The following is a 21,234-nucleotide window of genomic DNA, read 5'->3' on the forward strand; positions in this document are numbered from 1 at the left end:
ACAAAAGGCACAAAAGATTTTATAGTTTATCATTAAGCTGAAAAAAGAACCCAAAGTATTTAAAAATCTTTGATTTTATTCTTTTGAGTACATTCAATATCTGATAGCATCTGTATAAATAGCTTTTGTGTCTTTTGTGGTTAATTTTAATTGAGACAGATACAATAAAAAACCTCCACCAAGACACAGGTGGAGGTCAACAAAAAGGATATGCTACTAAAGATTTAGTTTTTAATCACTTTCTGCTGATAGACTGCTTTCTCGGTTTTTGCAACTAAGAGATACATTCCTTTAGGAAGCATACTCACATTTACCTGTCCATTGCTGAACGGTGCATTAACCAATTTACCAGACATATCATACACAGAAATGTTCAAAACCTTCTCTTGAGTATGAATATTCAGAATATCAGTCACCGGATTCGGATAGATACTGAATTCTAATTTTTTCACTTCAGTGGTTGCCAACACTGAAGTTGTACTTGCTACTTCTATTGTTTTTTCAATCAGTTTTCCGTTGGAATTGAAGCTTATTACAATATTGGCCGTTCCGTTTCCTACCGGAGTGATTACCAACTCATCATTCGTATTGATTTCTGCAGAAACAATACCAGGATTGCTGTTTGACTTCACTGTTTTCACAATTGCCGCCGATAAGTTATCCGTATCAGAAATCTCAGGTTTCAGATCTATTGTTGTTACAGAATTGGCATTTACCTGTGAAGGAAGCGTATTTTTGATCGTAGGTAAAGTGTTATCCGGGAAAACAGCCAGCGCCGGGAACCAATAGTAATCATTTAAAACTTTTGTATTCGTGATCGATCCGGTATTGCTGTCATATGTATGAATCCAGTTTTTCTGATAATGTGCTCCATAACCGCTTTCTGTGGTATTCACAATGATTTCATCCGTTACAGGATGTACTCTCAACCCAGCTCCGTAAGGAATCTGTTTGTATGTTCCTGTCTGTCCTGGAAGCACTGCAAAACTTTCATTAAAGGTTTTATTCGTCACATCAAATTTTACAATCTGAATTCCTGAAACAAAACTGTTGACAGAATTGATCCAGTACAAAGTATTGTTCTGGTTACTTGCTGCAAAGCTTCCCGCGTTCCATGCTCCCCAAGATCCTAAATATTTTGTCGTAGGAATATTATACGTCGTTGTTGCAAAAGTTAAAGGATTAATATTGACAAGCTTCTGATCCTGGATCGCCCAAACGCTTCCGTCTTTTGCCTGAACTACTGAATGATAAGCTCCTGCAATTGTTGCAATCACTGTATCAGTATTTGGATTAATTACCAAAATTCCAGTAGTCTGTTTTACGGCAAATACATATTGAGAGGTTCTGATCATATTTCCGATCTGTCCTGCATAAGCACTTCCTCCTCCCGTTGTAGGAATTAAATTTCCAACCGTCATATTATCGATATCAAAAGTAAAGACTCCTGTAGAAGCTCCGATATATCCTTTGTGTTCGTTTACCCCAACAAAAGATCTTCCATCTCCTCCACCGATCGAATTAAATCCTGCAATTTTCTGCATCGTCTGAGCATTCGCAACCACCAATCTTCCACCCGGAGTATATTGCGTATCTCCTCCGTCTGCTGCCTGTTTTGAAATAAAATAAAACTTATCCCCATAAATAGTTCCGTATTGGGTAGTCGCACCAAAAGCATGATTGTTGTTTGCATTGCTGTATACTCTGTAGTTTACATTTCCATTGTTGTCAATGAAATTTACAGAACCATTGGTATGACCAAACCATTCTTCATTGACCATGAAATATCCGCTTGTGAAGTTGGTTGAAGCCACATAAGGTGAGACCGGAGTAAATGTTGTAGCAATAGGTTCAGAATTGAATGAAGGATTATAATTCCAAACATCATAAGAACCGTTGACCAACGTTCTTCCTGTTGCACCCACTCCAGAATATCCGAAATCCGGATCCGTAGGATCTTTTACCCAATACGACCAGTATCCGTTGGTAGTCCATCCGGATTGCCAGTGATCTGCAGCATCTGCAGCCGTATACTCATCAAAATCGTAAGAAGTCGTATTGACAATTCCTCCTACCGGATAATAAGGGTATGTGGTATTCCCACTTTTGTAAAGGGCATTGGTTCCGGTTCCGTTTAAATCAAAACCTAAACCTCCGATAGCGGTTCCAAACTGAGTTCCCTGATAAAGAAGAGAAAAAAATCGGTGATCTGCACTGGCAATTGCTTTCAGCATATCTTCACCGGTTGCCGTTCCGTTCCATCTGAATCCCCACACCAAAGCATCAGGATTTTTGCTGTCGTTCCATTGTACGACAAACGCCGCTTCGTTGGTTCCTGTTCCTACCCAATACTGGATATCGGAAAAGTTGATCGTAGCAGCATTTTTAGCCGTCAGATTCTTATTACCGGAATTCTGTTGAATGTCATTTCGGGGGACTCCCTGTACTTTTATCTGGGCATTCGTAAAAAATGCGAACAGAAAAAGCATTGTTAAAAGATAAAACTTTTTCATTTTTTGAGGTATTATAAATATTTTGATTGTTGAATTTTAATTAAGATGCAGGTCATAAGCTCCCGCTACTTCCGTAGAAACTTCTCCTAGCCATCCCGCTTCCTGGTTAGTTCCTGTATACACTTTTACAAAATCAATTCCCGGAAGCTTTACATATTTTCCATTTCTGTCAACCGCCCACGAAATATCAATATTCGAGGCCTCATCATTATTCGGAGCATTGTCTGCATATCCGAAATCATAGGATTTCCCAACCCAATAAGCGCCCGTTCCGCTTTGATCATAAAAATTATTCAGAAGTTTGGTTCCGGTAAGCGCGTAAGAAGTCCCCGAAAGCCACTGTGGATAGTAGCTTTGAGCATGGAAGGTATTCTTCGTTTTATATCCTGAATTCCCCAGATTATCCTCCCATTTCAGATATTCTACATCGGTTTGCCAAAAATCACTTCCGGGAACGGGCGTTTTATTTTCATTGGGTTTATAATAGGTGATGGTATAATTTTTTACAGTTGTGTTTTTAAAATATTCGCTTCCTGCGATTTCGTACCATTCGTCTTCATCAGGTTTCCCGTTTTTGTTCCGGTCGTAAGCAACCATGATGATTCCCGGTTCGCAGGATCCTGAACGGGGTTCATTGGCATCATTCCCCCAGAATGCATTTCCAAGGATTTTAAAATCTCTTCCGTCCATATTCGGAATGGTATGATCAAAGCCAAAAGTCACATATCCTCCGAAACCTCCCAAAGAGATCATAGAAGAGTTCTCTCCTACCAGAGAAGCTTTAGCTTTTTGAAGCATTTTATCCGAAGTATCCCCGTTTATATATTCTGGAATCTCATTCATGAACTGACCAATCGCAGGACGGAAATCGAAAACATTGGAAATATATTTACTGAAATTTCCCACTTCATGGTTGACGATAATTTTTGAATTGTACGTTTTGGTACTTCCGTTGGATTCAATCTTTAAGGTCAGAGGATAGGTCTTCACTACCGGACTGATAAATTCTAATTGAGAATCCTGAGAAATAATAGAATCATTGATACTCCATGTAAAATTTCCGGCAATTTTAGGATCTATATTCAATACCTTAAAACGGTCGATCGTATAGGATTCTTTCAGACCTGTAAATGCAGAATCATCTTCATCATTATCACTTTTACAGGCTACGACAGCACTCGCAAAAGCAAGGGAGGCACAAGTTATTTTTAAGAATTTTATTGTATTTCGTTTCATATTTCAATGCTGGTTATTTGTATAAAAAGGAGAAGTGTGCAGGGATATTCCCGCCTTCGGTCTTCCATTTGAAGTGTCCGTATTTATCGAAGCAATAGACATATCCGGTCGACACATAGTTTCTGGCATCGGTAAGGTAAATATCTTCCGTAATGGGATTTACGGCAATTCCGTAAGGTGATTTTATAGCATCCACATATTCCTGATCAATAATCTTATTGGAAATGATTTGTTCCGTTTTCACATCTATAATTCCAAAAGTTTTTGTGTAGGCATGAGTGTTATAATTGAATTCGTTTCCGTAGTAATACAGCTTATCGTTGACGATGGTCATTTCACTTACCGAGACGTGAAAATCTTTTTTGATTGCTCCGGTGGCTGCATCCACTAAATATAAACTTGAAGGAACGGTATAATAATCCCCTCTCGAGCTTACATACAGATCTCCGTAATTGTCTTTTTTAAGACGATGAAGATTGATGGCAACGTCTATTTTTTTAGTTTCGGTAAAAGAAGTAAGATCGATCACAGAAACGGTTTTATCATAATTCGGAACAATATACCCTCCGGAATTGGCAACGAATAACTGATTCCCCACAATATCCATTTCTTCCGGCTGATAACCTACCGTCACTTCGCGTTGTATGGAAAGGGAAACAGTATCAATTTCCACCACTTTTCCTTTCGGTGCATTAGGATTGATGTCAACCGGACCTGCATAGCTGCTTGCGTACGCTTTCCCGTTTTTGAACACCATATATCTACAGTTCTGCAAAGGAATGGTCTTGATACGCTTTGTTGTTTTGGCATCCATGACCTCAATCTTATTAGATACATTCACGACCACATACAATTTACTTCCGTAGATCTGAATATCATTTCCTACATCACCCAACTCCTTTACCACAGTCGGGTTGATCTCTGCATAAATATTCCGGTGATAGGTTCCCGTTGTATAATCAAAGAAATCAAGCGTACATTTGTTGCTACCCATATTTCCTTCGTTCAGCACATAGAATCCTTTGATAGCTGTATTTTCCGGCTGTGCAAGACCTGCCACAACCTCTTCACGCGGAATATATTCATCCGTTCTACAGGACATAAGTGAAAACAGGGTAATGATCAGTAAGTAAAAATTTAATTTTTTCATAATGTAAAGCTTACAATCAGTTTAAAAGTTCTTCCGGGCATCGGGTAATTATTGACCACATCATAATATTGGTTCAGCACATTGTTTACTTCAAAACTTGCTTTAATGAAGTGTTCTCCCCATTTTATTTTTCTCTGAACAGAAAGATCGTGGGTGTACCAAGGCTGGATATAATTGAACTGAATATTATTCTGCTGGCCGTCGTAGCGCTCTCCTACATACATAAAACTGTAATTGAAGCTCCAGTCTTTATAATCTGCCATCATAACGAAATTTCCGCTGTGCCACGGCGTATAGGGAATCTGGTCTCCGAAATAAGATTCGCTTCTGTCTGAAAAATCTCTTGCACTTTGAAAAGTGTAATTGATCTGCGGTTTTAAAGTCACTTTTCCTAATTCCAGATTGGCCTGAACATGAACATCGGTTCCTATAATTTCAACATTCCCGAGATTGATCATCGGCCAACGGAAAAGATTTCCCGTAGGAGCGGCAATGATCTTATCTTCCACTTTATTAAAATACCCATCCGCTTTGGCGTACAGTAATTTTAGAATCCCGCTTTTAAATTGTTTTTCATACGTGAACCCTACATTATACTGATTGGTAAATTCAGGTTTAAGCGCAACATTCCCAATAACCGTATAATACAGATCATTGAAAGTCGGCATTCTGAAAATTCTTTTGTAAAAAGCTCTGACCGTAAAATCTTTGGTCTTAAAAGGATTATAAGAAAGAAAAGCAGCGGGTGTCCATTCCCTTTTATCGGGAGATTTGGAATTGATTTCCACCTCTTCATGTACAAAAGTTCCCAGAATACTTCCCAGGAATTTTAATCTTCCGATCTGATATCTTGTCGCAAACGCAACCAGAGAAGTATACCGTACCGGATAAGAAAAATTATAAAGATCCGCATCCAGCGTATTATACTGAAAATCGGCACTTGCACTTACATCCCAATCTTTGGTGATCGAATATAAATTGGAAGAAGAAACATACAGTTCTCTCTGAATATAGGTATTACGAACCGGGTAAGCCGTTTCCTTAGAAAGCGTGTCGGCATAAAAAGTATAATCGTAAGCAAATTTCGCCTTCAGCTGAGTTTCGAATTTGGGGAATATTTTTTTCCTGATACTTCCCTGAACAAAATAGTTCTCATCCGTAAGACGCTGTCCGCGACCTCCGAAGCGGTTGTTAACAATCGCTGCTGGAATTCCTCTATCAGACAGATATCCATATCCTCTTACAGACCATTCTCCGTCTTTCATTTTTCCGTTGAGGGCGGTTTCAAAACGTTTCGATTTTATATCGGAATCAAATCTTTTGGCGATCGTATCATTCGCAACAGCACCGTCCGGATATTTCTTTTTATATCTGAATTTATAAATACCGTCACTCTGAAGAAATTCGGAACTGAAGCTTGCCGAAATTTGATCTGAAATTTTCTGCTCTAAACGGAAAGAAGGGTTAAAAAGATCGATCGAACTGTTTTTAAACTTAACAACCAGATTCGTTTTTCTGTTCCCTTTGAAGCTGGGAATCTTAGGCTGCAAATAAATCGAGCCCGAAGAACCGAAATCGGTTGCCGGCTGAAAAATTTCACTTTTCTGACCATTATACAGAGAAATCTCTTCCAGATCATCCAGAGAAAATCTTCCCAGATCTACGATACCGTTTTGAGCATTACCGATTCTTATCCCGTCATAGAAAACCCCGACATGCTGACTTCCCATACTTCGGATATTGATCGTTTTCAGTCCGCCAATTCCTCCGTAATCTTTAATCTGAACTCCGGCAAAATAACGCAGTGCATCGGCTACAGACTGGCTGTTCAGTCTTTCCAGCTGCTCTCCTGCCAATGTCTGGGCGGGAAGAATTTCTTTAAAGTTCTTTTTCTGAAGATGTACAGGAACAATCGACTGTTCCTTCACCGTATCTTTTTTAGATTGTGAAAATATAAGGGATGATGTTAACACAAAAACTGCGAAAACAACCTTCTGAAGTTGAGATGTAAAAAATGTAGTCACCATTAGCTCATTTCGAATAATGATGACGCTAATGGATATAAGAATACAACGACAAAGTACAGTTGTATACTGCACAGAATCAATGATGTCCTAAGCTTTATTCCACGAAAGCGTCAAACGTTAAATCTTCTGGCAGGTCTTCTGACTTACTCCGTTTTTGAAATCCTTCCCATTAAAAAAAACAGTGGATATACTTATCAAAAACTTGTTTTGTGGAGCTTACAGCAGCGGGTCTGTTCCGGATTTTCACCGGATTCCCTTTTAAGCGCTTTTTATGGCTCACCAGATTGCGGCAAAGATAGAAAATAAATCATAGCATCAAAATTAAATTTAACACTATGATTTTCAATTAAATAAACATAAAGCTTAATTTACTTCATTCTCTTTTTTTTAACGCAAAGACTTTATTTCTATTCTGAATATTTTGAAGGAGCAAAGAATGAATCCATTTAAAATGGATTCGATGAAGCGTACACTATAGACACAGCTTCATCAAACAGCATCGCTGTTCCTCTTTGCTCACTTCAATAAAAAGGCCTTTAAATAAAATCTTTGCGTTTAAAATAATCCAGCCAGATCTCCATTTTTCATATAAAGCATTTCCTACAGTATTGGACAATGGGTTCGATGAAGCGTACACGATAGACATAGCTTCATCAAATAACATCGCTGTTCCTCTTTGCTCACTTCAATAAAAAGACCTTTAAATAAAATCTTTGCGTTTAAAAGAATTCAGCTAGATCCCGATATTCAGGAAAATACTGAAACGTGACTTCGCTTCAATATCCCCTCCTGCCAAATGTGAATAAGCAGGAAGCATCAATTCACTTCCCAGACTGAACTTTTTATAGGAAGCCTCAAATCCCAGTTTCCCATATAAAGCACTTCCCGCTGTATTGGGCAAAACCTCATCAAACTGTTTATTCCGGTCATACACTTCACCCTGCAAACCCGCTTTTCCGGAGAAGATCATTATATCATTTCCAAAGAACTGGTAAAAACCTGTCGCTGCGTAATTCCACTGGTTTCCGAAGCGGTAATATTTTTTATTTTCGGTTTTTACCGTGTAATCCGTATTTAGCAAAACAGCGACTTTGTTTTTCTGAAATTTATAGTTCAGCACCATCTGGTAATCCCAGCTTCCCGTTCCCAGCTGAAAACTTGGATTGACACCCGAAATCCCCTTTTCATCAAATTTTCCAAACGGAACTTTCACCCCGACTCCGCCGTTCAGCTGATGGATATTCTCTTTTGAATTCAGAAACTGATAAATTCCCATCAGGTTCAGGTCTCCGATTCCGCTGATATTAATATCACCCTGCAAGGTTTTCTTTTCATGAAAATGAAACGGCAGACTTGCATACACATTCAGTTTTTTCGTCAGAGGAATTTTACCCCAAAGCTGAATGGTATTGAAATACTGATCCTGCGTTAAGTCTTTTACAAACAGATTTTCCTTCGCTTTGTAATGCTGGGCAAAATATTTGATCCCGACAAACTGGGGATTCAGTAAAGATTCAAAACCGGACGAGCCGTTTCCTGCGGCGCAACCACAGGCATCACAGTCATCAAAAACCACAGGATTGAAAGGATGGAAAATATAAAGGCTGTCATTCATTGTTTTAGCCTGAAATATATTCAATAGCTGGAAGCTTATCATTAAAAATATCTTCTTCATTTATTCTGCAAATTTGGGGTTAGAGATAAAATTCTTATCCGAAAGAGTTTTCAGAAAAGCAATGATTAATTGTTTTTCCTGAGTTGTCATGGCAATTCCCAGATGTCCGTTCTGTTTCAGCTGTGGGTCAAGATTCACGTTGTCTTCTACATTATCCGAGTAGAAATTAAGAACGGCATCCAGCGTGTAAAATCTCCCGTCATGCATATAAGGCGCCGTATATTCTACATTTCGTAAACTTGGTACCCGGAATTTCATCCAGTCATTCTGATCAAGCGTTACTCGATAACGTCCTGCATCTTTAAACTGTGTATTGTAATACATTCCCGTATTTCTGAAGCTTTCATCCGTAAACAGCTCTCCACTGTGACAGGAAGCACATTTCTGCTGAAATAAACTCATTCCCTGTGCTTCTTCTGAAGAGAAACTTTCTTTTCCCTGTTTCACCCTGTCATATCTGGAATCTGCGGAGATCATGGTAGCCATAAACTGAGACAAAGCCTTCAGCACTCTTTCTCCTGTAATAGTCTCATCTCCATAAGCCGCTTTAAAAAGTTTTTTATACTTGGCATCTGAACTCAGTTTTGACACTACTTCCGGCATCGAGCTATCCATCTCATCTTCATTGGTGATCGGGATGATCGGCTGTTCATTCAGATTATGAATGACTCCGTCCCACATATATCTTTTTAAAAAAGCCATATTCTGAACCGGCGGTGCATTCCGTATGCCTATTCTGTCATCTATTCCGTGGCTCACCGTGTGACCGTGATGGGTAAAAGCGTTTTCCTGTATATGACAGAAGCCACAGGAAATGGTATTGTTCCGCGAAAGCCTTCCTTCGTAGAATAGCTTTCTCCCCAGTTCCACTCCGTTTTTTGTGACAGGATTTCCCGAAGTATCAAAAGTCATCTCCGGAAAGTAGGAAGGAAACGAGAGATTGTACACCTCATCTTTTTCCAACGGTTCCATCACCTCATCGGAACACGATACAAAACTTAGAAAGAATAAGAGTAATACTCCTGTTTTAAGTATTTTAATCATTGTGAACGTGATCTACTTTAAACATTTTCGTCAGATTATTCGTTACATTCACCAAATGCTGACTGGAACCCATCATCATATAATTCGCTGCGCTTAAAACCAACGGAGTTTCTCCACTCAGGTATTGATTAAGATCGGCCAAAATATGAACAGAAGGGGTAATCCGGCCGGTTACTCTGGCCGTTGTCGGAAGGCTCAACGTAATTTCCCGGTAAAGATCCGGAGTTCCGTTGTCCGTTACATTTCCCATATTTCCGGTATGGTTCATGAATTCCGTATCGGGAGAGCCTGTTCCATATTTTCCTTCCAGTTTTACGAAAACATATCCTGCTGCCCATGACCACGACATTCCTTTTTGTTTGGCTTTATTCCAGAATTCGGCCTGTCCGTCCTGTCCTAATAAATAAGCATTCTGGCTGATTCCCAACCCGAACTTTACTTTTTTATAATTGTTCTTGGGAACTTCATTCAGATTAATGTAAACAATTCCTGCAACGGCATCATCCTGATCGATAATGAAAGCGCCTTTATCGGGGTTATTCTCATTATACTTAAATTCATTTCCGTTCTCATCGATCAGACTGATATTGCTGATTACATATTTTATATTGGAAAACTGATGCTTCTGTCCCTGTGAAGACGTTTGTGTGGTCTGATTCAAAACAATATCCCCAAGATTATTAAACCCATTCTCAAATTTGAGCTGAAGATTTCCTTTTGTATCTGTGGATGAATCGTCTTCATCGTTGTTACGGCAGGAGATAAAAGTGAGAAAAGTAAAGGCAATAAGGGATAATGACAAAAATTTATACATTTTCATTGTTGATTTTTTTAAGTTGAAATTTTTAATAGAAAGTCGGTTGAATAAAAAATTATTCATGTATAACCACAAAAGTCTGCACAGCATAAAGCGCCCCCACTTTGTCATTCCGTAGGAATCTAAGCAGAGTTTTAGAAATTATTCCGTGAAAAACCTTGCCGAGATTCCTACGGAATGACAACTACACGTTTAATTTCTAAAAATTTAGCTATAAAAACTCTTGCAGTAAAACAAGATTTGAAAAAGCAATTTAAAAAACCGGAGGTCTGAAAATGTGTTGTAAAAACAGAAAGGAATACGCGGTTTCATAAAGAAAATCAGAATTTGAAAAGAAAGCGTTTTCTGTCGGGTCGATTTCGGTAATTTCAGGAAGAACGTAAATATCCAGTAATTTTTGTCCTGAATTTTTTGTTTTGTTTTGAGGGGAAGAATCGGTATCATTAGTTTTCGCAATTTCTTTGCTCAGGTAACATTTCCCGTTACAGTGCAGCTCAGGATTGCTTTTGTTGATACACAATACCTCAGAGATATAATCATAATTTACAGCATACTCCACCAGTGGAATCAGGGGCCTGAATACCACAAATAAAGTGAGAAATATGCTGCAAATTAAGTTCATTCAATCATTATTTTTTGCTGATCGCTTCTTCGTATCTTCTGCTGATTTCCTTCCAGTTCGTTACGTTCCAGATCGCAGCTAAATAATCTGCTCTTTTGTTCTGATATTTCAGATAGTAAGCGTGCTCCCAGACATCAATTCCGAAAATAGGAGTTCCTTTCTCTTCCACTACATCCATCAGAGGGTTGTCCTGATTCGGTGTTGACGAAACGAATAATTTTCCGCTTTTATCTACAGCCAACCAAGCCCATCCTGAACCAAAACGGTCTGCCCCGGCTTTAGCCATTTTTTCTTTGAAGGCATCCATACTTCCGAAAGCATCATTGATCGCTTTTGCAAGCTTTTCAGAAGGTTTTGTATTCTTTTCAGGGGTTAAAACCGTCCAGAACAGTTCGTGATTATAGTGACCTCCCGCATTATTTCTTACTGCAGGCGGCAGCTTTGATACATTCGACATGATCTGAAACAAAGTCTGTTTCTCCTGTGGAGTTCCTGCAATGGCTTTATTCAAATTCGCTACATACGCAGCCGCATGTTTCGAATAGTGAATTTCCATGGTCTGGGCATCAATACTTCCTTCCAATGCATTGTATGCATACGGCAAAGGTGTCTGTTTGAACTGCGCAAAGGCAAACTGCGCCGCGAAAACTGCACTTAAAGCAGCTACTTTTAAAATTTTCATAATGCTTTGTTTTTTAGTGTTAAACAATTTTTATTTTAATAATTTCCTGATATCTTCAATTAATATTTCTCTATCCGGATGATACTTCCCTGTCAGTTGCGGGGTCTTTCCTTCCGGATCTCCGTAATTCAATCCTGAATAGTAAAGAATCGGCATATTCTCTTTGTTGTATCGACAGCGGATGTTCCCTTCTTTATCTACAAGAGCAATCATCCCGCTATGGTTAAGACTTTCACTTTCATCTTCTTTATCTCCTACGTAAATATTGAACTGATCAGCCAGTTTTCCGATATACTCTCTGTTCCCCGTCAGGAAATGCCAGTTCGGAGATTTCGCCCCGATTCTTTTGGCGTGTTCTTTCAGTAGTTCGGGAGTATCATTTTCGGGGTCTATGCTTATTGAAATGATTCCGAAATCAGGATTGTTGATCTCGTCCTCAATCGCTCTCATATTCGTATTCATTACAGGACAGATCGTAGGGCATTTGCTGAAGAAGAATTCTACCAGATATACTTTTCCCAGCATATCTTTATTGGTGATCTTTTTATTATTCTGATCCGTCAGTTGAAAGTTAGGGACTTTCATTACTGTATACAAATTCTTTTTAAAGTATCCCATTCCTACCCCAATCCCCAGAAAAAGCAAGGCAATAACAGCAATAGGAATAATTACTTTACTTTTTGTATTGTTTGGCTTTTTATTTTTGGACATACTTCTCAGGATTTTTCTTGAATTCGTCTCTACAGTAAGCACTGCAAAAACCGTACGTTTTATTTTTATAGACTGCAGTATCCTTCATATCAGACTCCGTCGGCATATTACAGATCGGGTCTACGGCGTTGGCAAATTTTATTTTTTTCGCATCGGATTTCGCCGTTGTATTGCTTTTTTTATGTTTTACTTTAGGGGTTTCCTGAGCACAGGCCATCAACGAAACCGACAGTAAAGCCGTTAAAATAATTTTTGATTTCATTTTAATTTTAAATTGAAATTAATAATCGTATTGAATGAAAATTGATAGGTTTTAACTAATTCTATTGGTTTTGTTTTGTTTAAACACAAAGATCGCCAGGATTTTATAATCCAGAATACTTTTTTCTTTAGTACGCAAGGGCTTTAACAATTAGCAAAGATGAATCCTTATAAAAACAAAAAACTAAGAATTTAGTTTAAAATAAAATTAAGCTAAAGGAGGATGGAATATTCGGGAAGAATATTCTGAAGTATGAGCATTGAGATAGTCCGGGTTTATCTCTTTGACCGGAATTTCGAATTGTTTTTTATCTGAAAATGAAAGAATTTCATGGGACAGGAAAACATCTAACCCTGCAATTTTCACGTTTTGGCTGTTGCTAGACTGCTTTTCTGTTTTCGCCAGTTCTTTTTCAACGTAGCATTTTCCTTTACAGGTTGATTGGGGAACATTTCTGTTCTCACAAAGATTTTTCACAATGTAATCGTAATTAACCGCGTAATTAATCAACGGCAAAACGGGGCGTAATGCTATCGTGAAAACAATGAATATGGAAATGAAAAACTTCAACGATCAATTCTGTGTTACAAATATACTACTGTATTTTGTTTTTATGATTGATTTATGATGAAAGTCATTGTTATTTTATTTGTACTCCTGATTGTCCTTAGATTTTTTTTGCTCTCGCTGATTGGGCTGATTATGCAGATCTTTACATTCTAACTTAAAAAAAGAAAATATGCGCAATCATCTGCCAAATCTGCGGATCTGCGGGAGAGAAAATTTTATAATAACTTTCCCACAGATTACACAGATCGTTGAAATCATTTTAATATCCAAGAGATCTGTTTACCACTTATTTCATGAATGCTAATTGGATGTAGATTTTTTTCTCTCGCTGATTAGGCAGATTATGCAGATCTATATATTCTAAATTAAAAAAAGAAAATATGCGAAATCATCCGGAGAGAAAATAAATTCGGCTAAAGCCAAATTGAATGAATGCCAATAAAAAACGGGCTAAAGCCCGTTCCTATTGATGATTTAAAATCGTTTTATTTTATATTTAAATTTTGAAACGCCATATTTTAAACTTCCAGCATCCATCTTCCTGCTTCCAAACTCATTAAAATTTCATCCGCTGGATTCTTACCGCATTTAAAATAGCCAATAAGGCAACTCCCACATCGGCAAACACAGCTTCCCACATCGTTGCCAATCCTCCTGCTCCCAGCACAAGAACAATTGCTTTGATTGCAAACGCCAGCGTAATATTCTGCCAGACTATTTTTTTAGTTTGTTTCCCTATATTGATCGCCATCGGAATTTTACTCGGCATATCATCCTGAATGACAACATCTGCCGTTTCAATGGTTGCATCACTTCCTAGTCCGCCCATGGCAATTCCCACATCACTTAAAGCAACTACCGGTGCATCATTCACTCCGTCTCCTACAAAGGCAACGGTCTGGTTTTTCGCTTTGATTTCTTTTACCTTGTTTACTTTATCTTCAGGCAAAAGATCTCCGTACGCATTCTGAATTCCCAAGGTATCGGCAACATACTGTACAACGGAGGTTTTGTCGCCGCTCAGCATGGTAGTTTTTACACCTAGCGATTTCAATTTATTGATGGTTAATTGCGCATCGGTTTTGATAGAATCTGCGATCGTTAAATATCCCACAAATTTTTTATCGTAGGCCACGGCGATTAACGTATAGACAATTTTTTCAGGGTTGATGCTGTGACTGATATTGAAGACATCCATCAGTTTGAAATTCCCGACCAGTAGTTCTTTCCCGTTGATGGTTGCTTTCAGGCCTTGTCCTGCAATTTCTTCCACATTTTCCAGAGGGATGGAGTGATCGATTTCTCCTACATATTCATGGATGGCGGTTGCAACGGGATGCGAACTTTTACTTTCCAAGGCATTGACGAGTTTTAAAATTTCGTCTTTATTATATTCAGTAGAAAAGTCTACCTGCTGTACTTTGAAAACACCTTCCGTCATCGTTCCCGTTTTGTCCATCACTACATTCTGAACATTTGCCAGCACATCGAGGAAATTACTTCCTTTGAATAAAATCCCGTTCCGGCTTCCTGCTCCTATTCCTCCGAAATATCCCAACGGAATAGAAATCACCAATGCACAAGGGCAGGAAATTACCAGGAATACCAATGCTCTGTACAGCCATGTTTTAAACTGATAATCTTCTACAAACAAATACGGTAATAGTGTAATTCCTATAGCCAGAAATACTACAATGGGGGTGTAAATTTTCGCAAATTTTCTGATGAATAATTCTGTGGGGGCTTTCTGAGCCGTAGCATTCTGAACCAATTCTAAAATCTTGCTCAGCTTACTGTCTTTATAAGCGGTCGTTACTTTAACCTGACTCACGGTATTTAAATTAATCATCCCCGCCAAGACGGTTTCTCCTTTGGTTTTTGTATCCGGTTTGCTTTCCCCGGTCAATGCGGATGTATTGAATGATGCCGTTTCGGATAATAATTCTCCGTCCAGACCCAGTTTTTCACCGGATTTCAACTGAATGATGTCACCGATATTTACTTTTTCAGCTTTTACGGTTTCTGGTTTGCCGTCTTTTAAAACGGTTACCTCATCGGGACGCTGATCGAGTAAGGATTTGATATTGCTTTTTGCTCTGGTCACCGCCATTGCCTGAAAGACTTCCCCCACCGAATAGAAAAGCATTACCGCAACACCTTCGGGATATTCTCCGATGGCAAAAGCACCTACGGTCGCAATTCCCATTAAGAAAAACTCAGAAAAAACATCTCCTTTTGTGATGCTTTCATAAGCTTCTTTTAAAACAGGAAGACCAACGGGAATGTAGGCAACCAGATACCACACCAAACGAACCCAGCCGGTAAACCAACCGGGTTTTATATAATAATCTAAAGCGATCCCTATGAGTAATAATGCAAAAGAGACCACTGCAGGGAGAAACATCTGAAATACAGACTGATCTCCTGTATCATGGGAATGGCCGTGATCGTGATCATGCCCTTCATGATTGTGTTCTTTTTTCGGTTTTGTGCTGCAGCATTCTTCCATAACTTAAAAATTTTAATCAAAATTAAGGGTAAACAGAATGCAACACTATTGCAAACTTTCAAGACAGTTTTCACAGATTCCTTTGGCAAAGAGTCTTATTTCATCGATTCTAAAATTGGTCTGTATATTTTCAGGGAAGGAAATATCTTCTTTGCAGGTGGTCTGTTTGCAGATCTTGCAGTAGAAATGAAGATGCCAGTCTTTGTGGGTATTTTCATCACACCCGTCATGGCAAAGTTTGTATTTGGTAGTGGAATTCTCCTGAATACTGTGAACCACCCCTTTTTCTTCAAAGGTCTTCAGTGTTCTGTAAATCGTTGTACGATCGGCATTTTCGAAATGGTTTTCGATTTCAGATAAAGACATGGCCGCTTCTTGAGAACTCAAAAAATCATACACCAAAATTCTCATGCTTGTGGGCTTGGTATTTTTATTTATCAGTTTATCTTCGATGTGCGTTTTCATTCTTCGGGGTTTTGTGTACTTCTCTCAAAGTTAGTTGTTTTTTCAATGTTTTCATCATTGGCTGCTTCTGTTTACATCTATCAGCCATTTACTAAGTATGCAAAAGTATTTCCAAAGGTATTGCAATCCTATTGCAAATAGGGATGAAGCAGGTTCTTTACTCTCTGTACACGGTCTTCAACAGGCTGAAAGGGGTTCATCAAGTGCTTACACGGGGTTCCTAACTGGTAATCAGGGGTATGACACCCCCAAACCGGCGGTCCGGAACCTCCTGTCACCGGTTATCAAAGCCCAAGCAGGTACTTCACAACCCCTTTTTACCGGTTGATCACCTCCCTACAGGGGGTTCGAAACCACCCCTTACCCACTTCGGAACCGGCTGCAGGGACTTCGAAACCTCCTTCAACAAAAAAGCCACTACATGATGCAGTGGCTTTCTCTCTTTCGAGAAATTTAAAAACTAAACTATAAGTTCGGATTGTTCTCTATTTCCTTCTGCGGAATGGAGAACAAATAATATCTGCTGTTGGCTACGAAAGCTGACTGATCCGGGAATGCAAAAATGGTATGCCCTCTTCCGTTCACTGTTTTTACAACCCCGTCCGGAGTAGTGATCTGCACCTGAACAGCCTGCCCGTTTGTATCGGTAAACGGCTTTCTCACGACAGTTCCCTGGGTTCTGATAATGTCTGACAATCCAAATCCTTCCCCAAACAGTTCTTTTCTTCTTTCAATTAAAACTTCTTTAATGACATCATTCTGCGCCAAAGAACCTGAATACTGATTGGCATTTCTGGCCAGCTTCAATTGGTTTAAAACGGTGACAGCATTCGTTACATTTCCGCTTCTGGCTTCGGCTTCGGCTTCAATCAAATACATTTCAGCGGCTCTCATGAAAACGATATCAGCAATCAGATTGGCTTTAAATTTAAACTTAGCATATCGTAAAAGGCCTTCTCTTCCCGGATTTCCGTCCCATGAGAACAGGGAATAACGGATATCATTGGTATCAAACAAATCTTTGAAGTAAGGGTCTGCCATAAAGCTGTAATAATAGCTTCCTGATGAGGATACATCTAAAAAGTGGAACGCATAACTTTCACCCGACTGTTCCTGCGTTTGCCCGTGTCCCCAGATCCATTCTCCGTTGCTGATGTCATTGAACCCGTCTTTATATTTTTCGGCAGTCATCAGAGCATATCCGTTTCTTGCAATTTTTGCAGAAGCTGCCGCTTTTGCCCAGTCGCCTGTATTTAGATAAACTCTTGCCAATAATCCGTTTACAACAGATCTGTCGATTTTGTCTTTGTTATTTCGTGAATAGTTCTGAAGCAGATTGTCTGCGTCTGTAAGATCGCTTTTAATTAAAGTATAAATTTCTTCCAGGCTGGCTTTTTTCTTTCCTACAGAGCTTGTGGTTGTCGGTTCTGTATAAATCGGAGCCGTTAATGCCGTTTTATCTTTTAAATAACTGAACTGGTAGAAACTCGCGAGATTTAAATAACAAAATGCTCTCAAAGCCTTTGCCTGACCTTTCACCTGATCTTTTTTGTCCTGACTACCTTCCACTCCGTCAATTCTTGCCAGAACATTATTCATATTATTGATGGTAGAATACAGCAAGCTCCAGATGAAAAGCGGTCTGCTTCCTGTATTATTCACCAAATCTGTGAAAGCATACGCTCCGGGAAAACCGTATTTATTGGTTAAAACCGCCACATCGCTTCCCATCGCATCGCTGGTTCTCAGTACCGTTGAGTATCCGATGTTGGAATAGGTAGTCCCGTCATCATTAAATTTTGCCCAGGTTCCATTAATGACTGTTTCTGCACTTTCTGCTGTTTTGAAAACCTCCTCTTCATTCGCCTGATTGGTAGGAGCCGTTTCCAGATCACTTTCACAGCTTGCTAAAGACAATGCCGTGATTAGTGCAAAAGATATATATATTAATTTTTTCATTGTTTTCATTTTAAATATTAAAGAGTTGCCTGTACCCCGAAAGTGATTGTTCTCATCGCAGGATATCTGTAATAAGTTGTTCCGTCCAGGGTCTGCTCAGGATCCATTCCTTTGTGTTTATAGAATGTTAAAAGGTTTTCTGCCTGAACGTATACTCTGAATTTCTTCAATCCGATTTTTTCAAAATAATCTGACGGAAGGGTATATCCCAAACTCACATTTTTCACTCTTGCATACGTTCCTGAGTATAAGAATCTGGATGATGTTGAAGTCCAGTTATTAGTTGTCGTACTTAATTTTGGCACGTCTGTATAAGGATTTTCTGGAGTCCATCTGTTCAGCATTTCCGAGCTCCACGCTCTTCCTGCTGAACTTCCGTTATGCATCATCATCGTATAATCGGTATCTAAAATTTTTCCTCCGATCGCAAATGATACTAAGGTGGAGAAATCAAAGTTTTTGTATGCCAAGCTGGTCGTAATCCCTCCCATTACTTTCGGAAGTGATGAGCCCTGTAATGTTTTCGTTGCTTTTGCATATTCCGATGTGGTTCCTTCTACGGTATTTCCGTTTGCATCTGTGGTGATGGTTTTCCAAAGCGGATTTCCGTTGTTGGGATCTACTCCCATCCATTCCGGAATATAGAAATCATAAACTGAACCTCCTACCTGCAAGAGTTTGGTTCCACTTACAATAGAACCTTTCGGAAGTTTGGTGATCTCATTTTTTAATGTACTTAAATTCACATCTACATTCCATTCAAAATCTTTTGTTTTGATAGGCGTGGTGAATAATGAAAACTCAAAACCTGTATTTTTCAGCTCTCCAATATTCGCCTGATATTCGCTAAATCCTAATGATGGTGCCAAAGGCATTCCGAATAAAAGGTCTTTACTTTTTCGCTGGAAATATTCTACATTCCCTTTAATTCTGTTATTTAAAATCGCAAATTCAACACCTGCATTCAAATTGAGATTGGTTTCCCATTTCAGATCCGGAGTCGGCAGCTTGCTCGCCACAGTTCCCCCTTCTCCCAGGTTATTGTAAAAGGCATACAGACTCTGGTAAGCATAATAGGTACTTAGTTTATCATTTCCCTGACCTCCGTAACTTGCACGAAGGGTTAACTGGTTGAAGATATTTAGATTTTTAATGAAATCTTCATTGGATGCTTTCCAAGAACCACCAACCGACCAGAATGTTCCCCATCTGTTTTCGGGAGAGAATCTTGAAGATCCGTCTGATCTTACCGATCCTGAAACAAAGTATCTGTTTTTGTAATCATATTCTACTTTTCCCAAAAAGCTCAGTAATCCTAACTGATCGCTATTTCCCGTGAAGCTCCCCAGTAATGCCGCCGCATCTGGCTCATAATAATACGGCAATGAGAACTGGCTTCTGCTTCCTGAAATTGTCTGGTATTCGTAATGATAAAATTCCTGACCACCCAAAATATTGATGTGATGCTGCCCGAATCTTTTATCGTACGTCAGAATATTACTTGTTGTATAAGACAACGTTCTTGAATTGGTTTTCGTCACCGAACCTCCGATTTCAGCCCCTTCTCCCAATAACGGGTTGGTATAATAATGACCATTGTAGTTGATCAAATCCACTGAAAAGCTTGATCTGAATTTCAATTCCGGCAGGAACGTAAATTCTGCAAATCCTTTTCCTGAGAAGTTGTCTTCTCTGTTTTCGTTTTTATCCAAAGGCAGGGTTGCAGCTGCATTTTCATTCTGCAAAGCACTTGTAGGTCTGTATTTTCCGAAATCATAAATATAATTTCCGCTTCCATCCAGTTTGTAGCTTCCGTCTGCATTTCTTTCATAGTAAGGATAGAACGACGGAATGATTCTCGCCGCATTGATCACGTTATCCGTTCTCGAATCTGATGAAGGCGGAGCTTCCTGAAGGCTGTTGGTATAGGCTAAGTTCGCTCCTACATTCAGCCATTTTTTGACCTCGGAATTGATCTTTAATCTTGTGCTGTATTTTTTAAATCCAGATTCAATCGCTATCCCTTTATCATCCAAATACCCTAAAGAGAAAAAATAATTGCTTTTTTCATTTCCTCCGCTGAAATCCAGATCTACCTGATTCCTTGAAGCTGTTCTCTGCAAAATATCTTTCCAGTTGTCATTCCATAAGGCAGTTGCTCCCGGCAAAAGCTTTCCGTCTGTTCCTACAGGTTTTGCATAGTTAATCCCATAAGGATTGATGCCTAAAGCGTTTACCAAATTATCCGTTGCCATTTGCGCCGCCTGTTGGGAAGATACCTGGCTTGATGTGTATCCGTTTCTCAGAGCCTCCCAATACAACTGAAAATATTGATCGGTGGTTACCTGCTCATAATCCTTCACTGCTCTGCTTGAGAAACCCTGGCTTATATTAAAGTTTACTCTCGCTTCGCCTTTTTTTCCGGATTTTGTGGTAACGATGATTACCCCGTTTGCTCCTCTGGAACCGTACAATGAACTTGCCGTAGCGTCTTTCAGTACGCTGATGGATTCAATATCATTGGGACTGATCGAGTTGATGTTTCCATCGAAAGGAATTCCATCTACCACAAACAGCGGATTGCTCGACGCACTGATAGAACCAATTCCACGGATTCTGATAGAAGCAGTAGAACCCGGCTGTCCCGAAGAACTTACCGCCTGAAGTCCCGGAACCTGCCCTTCCAACGCTTTTGTGATGTTGGTAACAGGTCTGTTATTAATTTTTTCACTTGAAATAGTCGCTACCGAACCTGTATAACTGTTTTTTTTAGCTTTTCCGTAAGCTACGACCACCACTTCATCTATTTCTTTTTCATGAAGTGTATCTTTTTTTATTTCCTGACCATTTACATTGACCACTCCCAGAAAGAATGCAGCAACTGGCGGAATCCAAACTTTAGAAATAATTAAACTTTTATTAATCATAATCAATTTTATTTGCTATTTATTAAATATTAGCCTTTTATAAAAAAGACAGCAAACAGCATCAA

At 39.1% G+C, this 21,234-nt stretch carries 16 protein-coding genes and 1 riboswitch; all 16 genes read right to left on the minus strand.

Translation table 11 applies throughout. The features are described from left to right. Positions 1 to 224: 224 nt before the first annotated feature. The 16 genes from JI747_RS06340 to JI747_RS06415 all read right to left on the minus strand — a co-directional run bounded on the left by JI747_RS06340 (position 225) and on the right by JI747_RS06415 (position 21,169). Positions 225 to 2,513 carry a DUF5074 domain-containing protein gene (locus tag JI747_RS06340; RefSeq protein ID WP_225687052.1) on the minus strand — a complete coding sequence of 763 codons (2,289 nt, stop codon included), beginning with the start codon at positions 2,511 to 2,513 and terminating at the stop codon, positions 225 to 227. Positions 2,514 to 2,549: 36 nt separating this feature from the next. Then, the gene (locus tag JI747_RS06345; protein ID WP_225687055.1) at positions 2,550 to 3,749 is read right to left on the minus strand and encodes a cell surface protein; all 1,200 of its coding nucleotides are present in this window, start codon (positions 3,747 to 3,749) and stop codon (positions 2,550 to 2,552) included. Between the two features lie 13 nt (positions 3,750 to 3,762). Continuing rightward, positions 3,763 to 4,899, minus strand: a complete 1,137-nt coding sequence (locus JI747_RS06350) for a YncE family protein (protein ID WP_225687057.1) — start codon at positions 4,897 to 4,899, stop codon at positions 3,763 to 3,765. Further along, a complete protein-coding gene (locus JI747_RS06355; protein ID WP_225687060.1) occupies positions 4,896 to 6,926 on the minus strand; it encodes a TonB-dependent receptor plug domain-containing protein in 2,031 nt (676 codons plus the stop codon). Before JI747_RS06355 ends, JI747_RS06350 begins: the two co-directional genes overlap by 4 nt. A gap of 111 nt (positions 6,927 to 7,037) precedes the next feature. Continuing rightward, a riboswitch (cobalamin riboswitch) is annotated at positions 7,038 to 7,225 on the minus strand. A gap of 434 nt (positions 7,226 to 7,659) precedes the next feature. Beyond that, positions 7,660 to 8,601: a transporter gene (locus JI747_RS06360; RefSeq protein ID WP_225687062.1), complete on the minus strand. Its 942-nt coding sequence runs from the start codon at positions 8,599 to 8,601 to the stop codon at positions 7,660 to 7,662. Next, complete coding sequence (locus tag JI747_RS06365; protein ID WP_225687064.1) at positions 8,602 to 9,645, minus strand: cytochrome-c peroxidase; 1,044 nt, start codon at positions 9,643 to 9,645, stop codon at positions 8,602 to 8,604. Then, complete coding sequence (locus JI747_RS06370) at positions 9,638 to 10,465, minus strand: MbnP family protein (RefSeq protein ID WP_225687067.1); 828 nt, start codon at positions 10,463 to 10,465, stop codon at positions 9,638 to 9,640. Before JI747_RS06370 ends, JI747_RS06365 begins: the two co-directional genes overlap by 8 nt. 250 nt (positions 10,466 to 10,715) lie before the next feature. Further along, positions 10,716 to 11,084, minus strand: coding sequence for a hypothetical protein (locus JI747_RS06375; RefSeq protein ID WP_225687069.1), 369 nt, complete (start codon positions 11,082 to 11,084; stop codon positions 10,716 to 10,718). A gap of 7 nt (positions 11,085 to 11,091) precedes the next feature. Further along, complete coding sequence (locus JI747_RS06380; protein WP_225687071.1) at positions 11,092 to 11,766, minus strand: superoxide dismutase; 675 nt, start codon at positions 11,764 to 11,766, stop codon at positions 11,092 to 11,094. A 30-nt stretch (positions 11,767 to 11,796) separates the two neighbouring features. After that, positions 11,797 to 12,477: an SCO family protein gene (locus tag JI747_RS06385; protein ID WP_225687073.1), complete on the minus strand. Its 681-nt coding sequence runs from the start codon at positions 12,475 to 12,477 to the stop codon at positions 11,797 to 11,799. After that, the gene (locus tag JI747_RS06390) at positions 12,464 to 12,739 is read right to left on the minus strand and encodes a YHS domain-containing protein (RefSeq protein WP_225687075.1); all 276 of its coding nucleotides are present in this window, start codon (positions 12,737 to 12,739) and stop codon (positions 12,464 to 12,466) included. The genes JI747_RS06385 and JI747_RS06390 overlap by 14 nt, the downstream gene beginning before the upstream one ends. A gap of 207 nt (positions 12,740 to 12,946) precedes the next feature. Then, positions 12,947 to 13,309: a hypothetical protein gene (locus tag JI747_RS06395; protein ID WP_225687076.1), complete on the minus strand. Its 363-nt coding sequence runs from the start codon at positions 13,307 to 13,309 to the stop codon at positions 12,947 to 12,949. A gap of 556 nt (positions 13,310 to 13,865) precedes the next feature. Beyond that, positions 13,866 to 15,818, minus strand: coding sequence for a heavy metal translocating P-type ATPase (locus tag JI747_RS06400; protein WP_225687077.1), 1,953 nt, complete (start codon positions 15,816 to 15,818; stop codon positions 13,866 to 13,868). A 45-nt stretch (positions 15,819 to 15,863) separates the two neighbouring features. Continuing rightward, positions 15,864 to 16,283: a Fur family transcriptional regulator gene (locus JI747_RS06405; protein WP_225687078.1), complete on the minus strand. Its 420-nt coding sequence runs from the start codon at positions 16,281 to 16,283 to the stop codon at positions 15,864 to 15,866. Between the two features lie 465 nt (positions 16,284 to 16,748). Continuing rightward, complete coding sequence (locus JI747_RS06410) at positions 16,749 to 18,242, minus strand: RagB/SusD family nutrient uptake outer membrane protein (protein WP_225687079.1); 1,494 nt, start codon at positions 18,240 to 18,242, stop codon at positions 16,749 to 16,751. A 17-nt stretch (positions 18,243 to 18,259) separates the two neighbouring features. After that, a complete protein-coding gene (locus JI747_RS06415) occupies positions 18,260 to 21,169 on the minus strand; it encodes a SusC/RagA family TonB-linked outer membrane protein (protein ID WP_225687080.1) in 2,910 nt (969 codons plus the stop codon). Positions 21,170 to 21,234 lie beyond the last annotated feature (65 nt).

It is taken from the genome of Chryseobacterium tagetis, assembly GCF_016735585.2.
GTDB lineage: Bacteria > Bacteroidota > Bacteroidia > Flavobacteriales > Weeksellaceae > Chryseobacterium > Chryseobacterium tagetis.

Bases quoted from the DNA above. Each gene is read 5' to 3' on its own strand.
- JI747_RS06355 (WP_225687060.1), bottom strand. From the start codon at position 6,926: ATGGTGACTACATTTTTTACATCTCAACTTCAGAAGGTTGTTTTCGCA.
- JI747_RS06385 (WP_225687073.1), bottom strand. From the start codon at position 12,477: ATGTCCAAAAATAAAAAGCCAAACAATACAAAAAGTAAAGTAATTATT.
- JI747_RS06345 (WP_225687055.1), bottom strand. From the start codon at position 3,749: ATGAAACGAAATACAATAAAATTCTTAAAAATAACTTGTGCCTCCCTT.
- JI747_RS06365 (WP_225687064.1), bottom strand. From the start codon at position 9,645: ATGATTAAAATACTTAAAACAGGAGTATTACTCTTATTCTTTCTAAGT.
- JI747_RS06340 (WP_225687052.1), bottom strand. From the start codon at position 2,513: ATGAAAAAGTTTTATCTTTTAACAATGCTTTTTCTGTTCGCATTTTTT.
- JI747_RS06390 (WP_225687075.1), bottom strand. From the start codon at position 12,739: ATGAAATCAAAAATTATTTTAACGGCTTTACTGTCGGTTTCGTTGATG.
- JI747_RS06415 (WP_225687080.1), bottom strand. From the start codon at position 21,169: ATGATTAATAAAAGTTTAATTATTTCTAAAGTTTGGATTCCGCCAGTT.
- JI747_RS06380 (WP_225687071.1), bottom strand. From the start codon at position 11,766: ATGAAAATTTTAAAAGTAGCTGCTTTAAGTGCAGTTTTCGCGGCGCAG.
- JI747_RS06405 (WP_225687078.1), bottom strand. From the start codon at position 16,283: ATGAAAACGCACATCGAAGATAAACTGATAAATAAAAATACCAAGCCC.
- JI747_RS06400 (WP_225687077.1), bottom strand. From the start codon at position 15,818: ATGGAAGAATGCTGCAGCACAAAACCGAAAAAAGAACACAATCATGAA.
- JI747_RS06360 (WP_225687062.1), bottom strand. From the start codon at position 8,601: ATGAAGAAGATATTTTTAATGATAAGCTTCCAGCTATTGAATATATTT.
- JI747_RS06375 (WP_225687069.1), bottom strand. From the start codon at position 11,084: ATGAACTTAATTTGCAGCATATTTCTCACTTTATTTGTGGTATTCAGG.
- JI747_RS06410 (WP_225687079.1), bottom strand. From the start codon at position 18,242: ATGAAAAAATTAATATATATATCTTTTGCACTAATCACGGCATTGTCT.
- JI747_RS06370 (WP_225687067.1), bottom strand. From the start codon at position 10,465: ATGAAAATGTATAAATTTTTGTCATTATCCCTTATTGCCTTTACTTTT.
- JI747_RS06350 (WP_225687057.1), bottom strand. From the start codon at position 4,899: ATGAAAAAATTAAATTTTTACTTACTGATCATTACCCTGTTTTCACTT.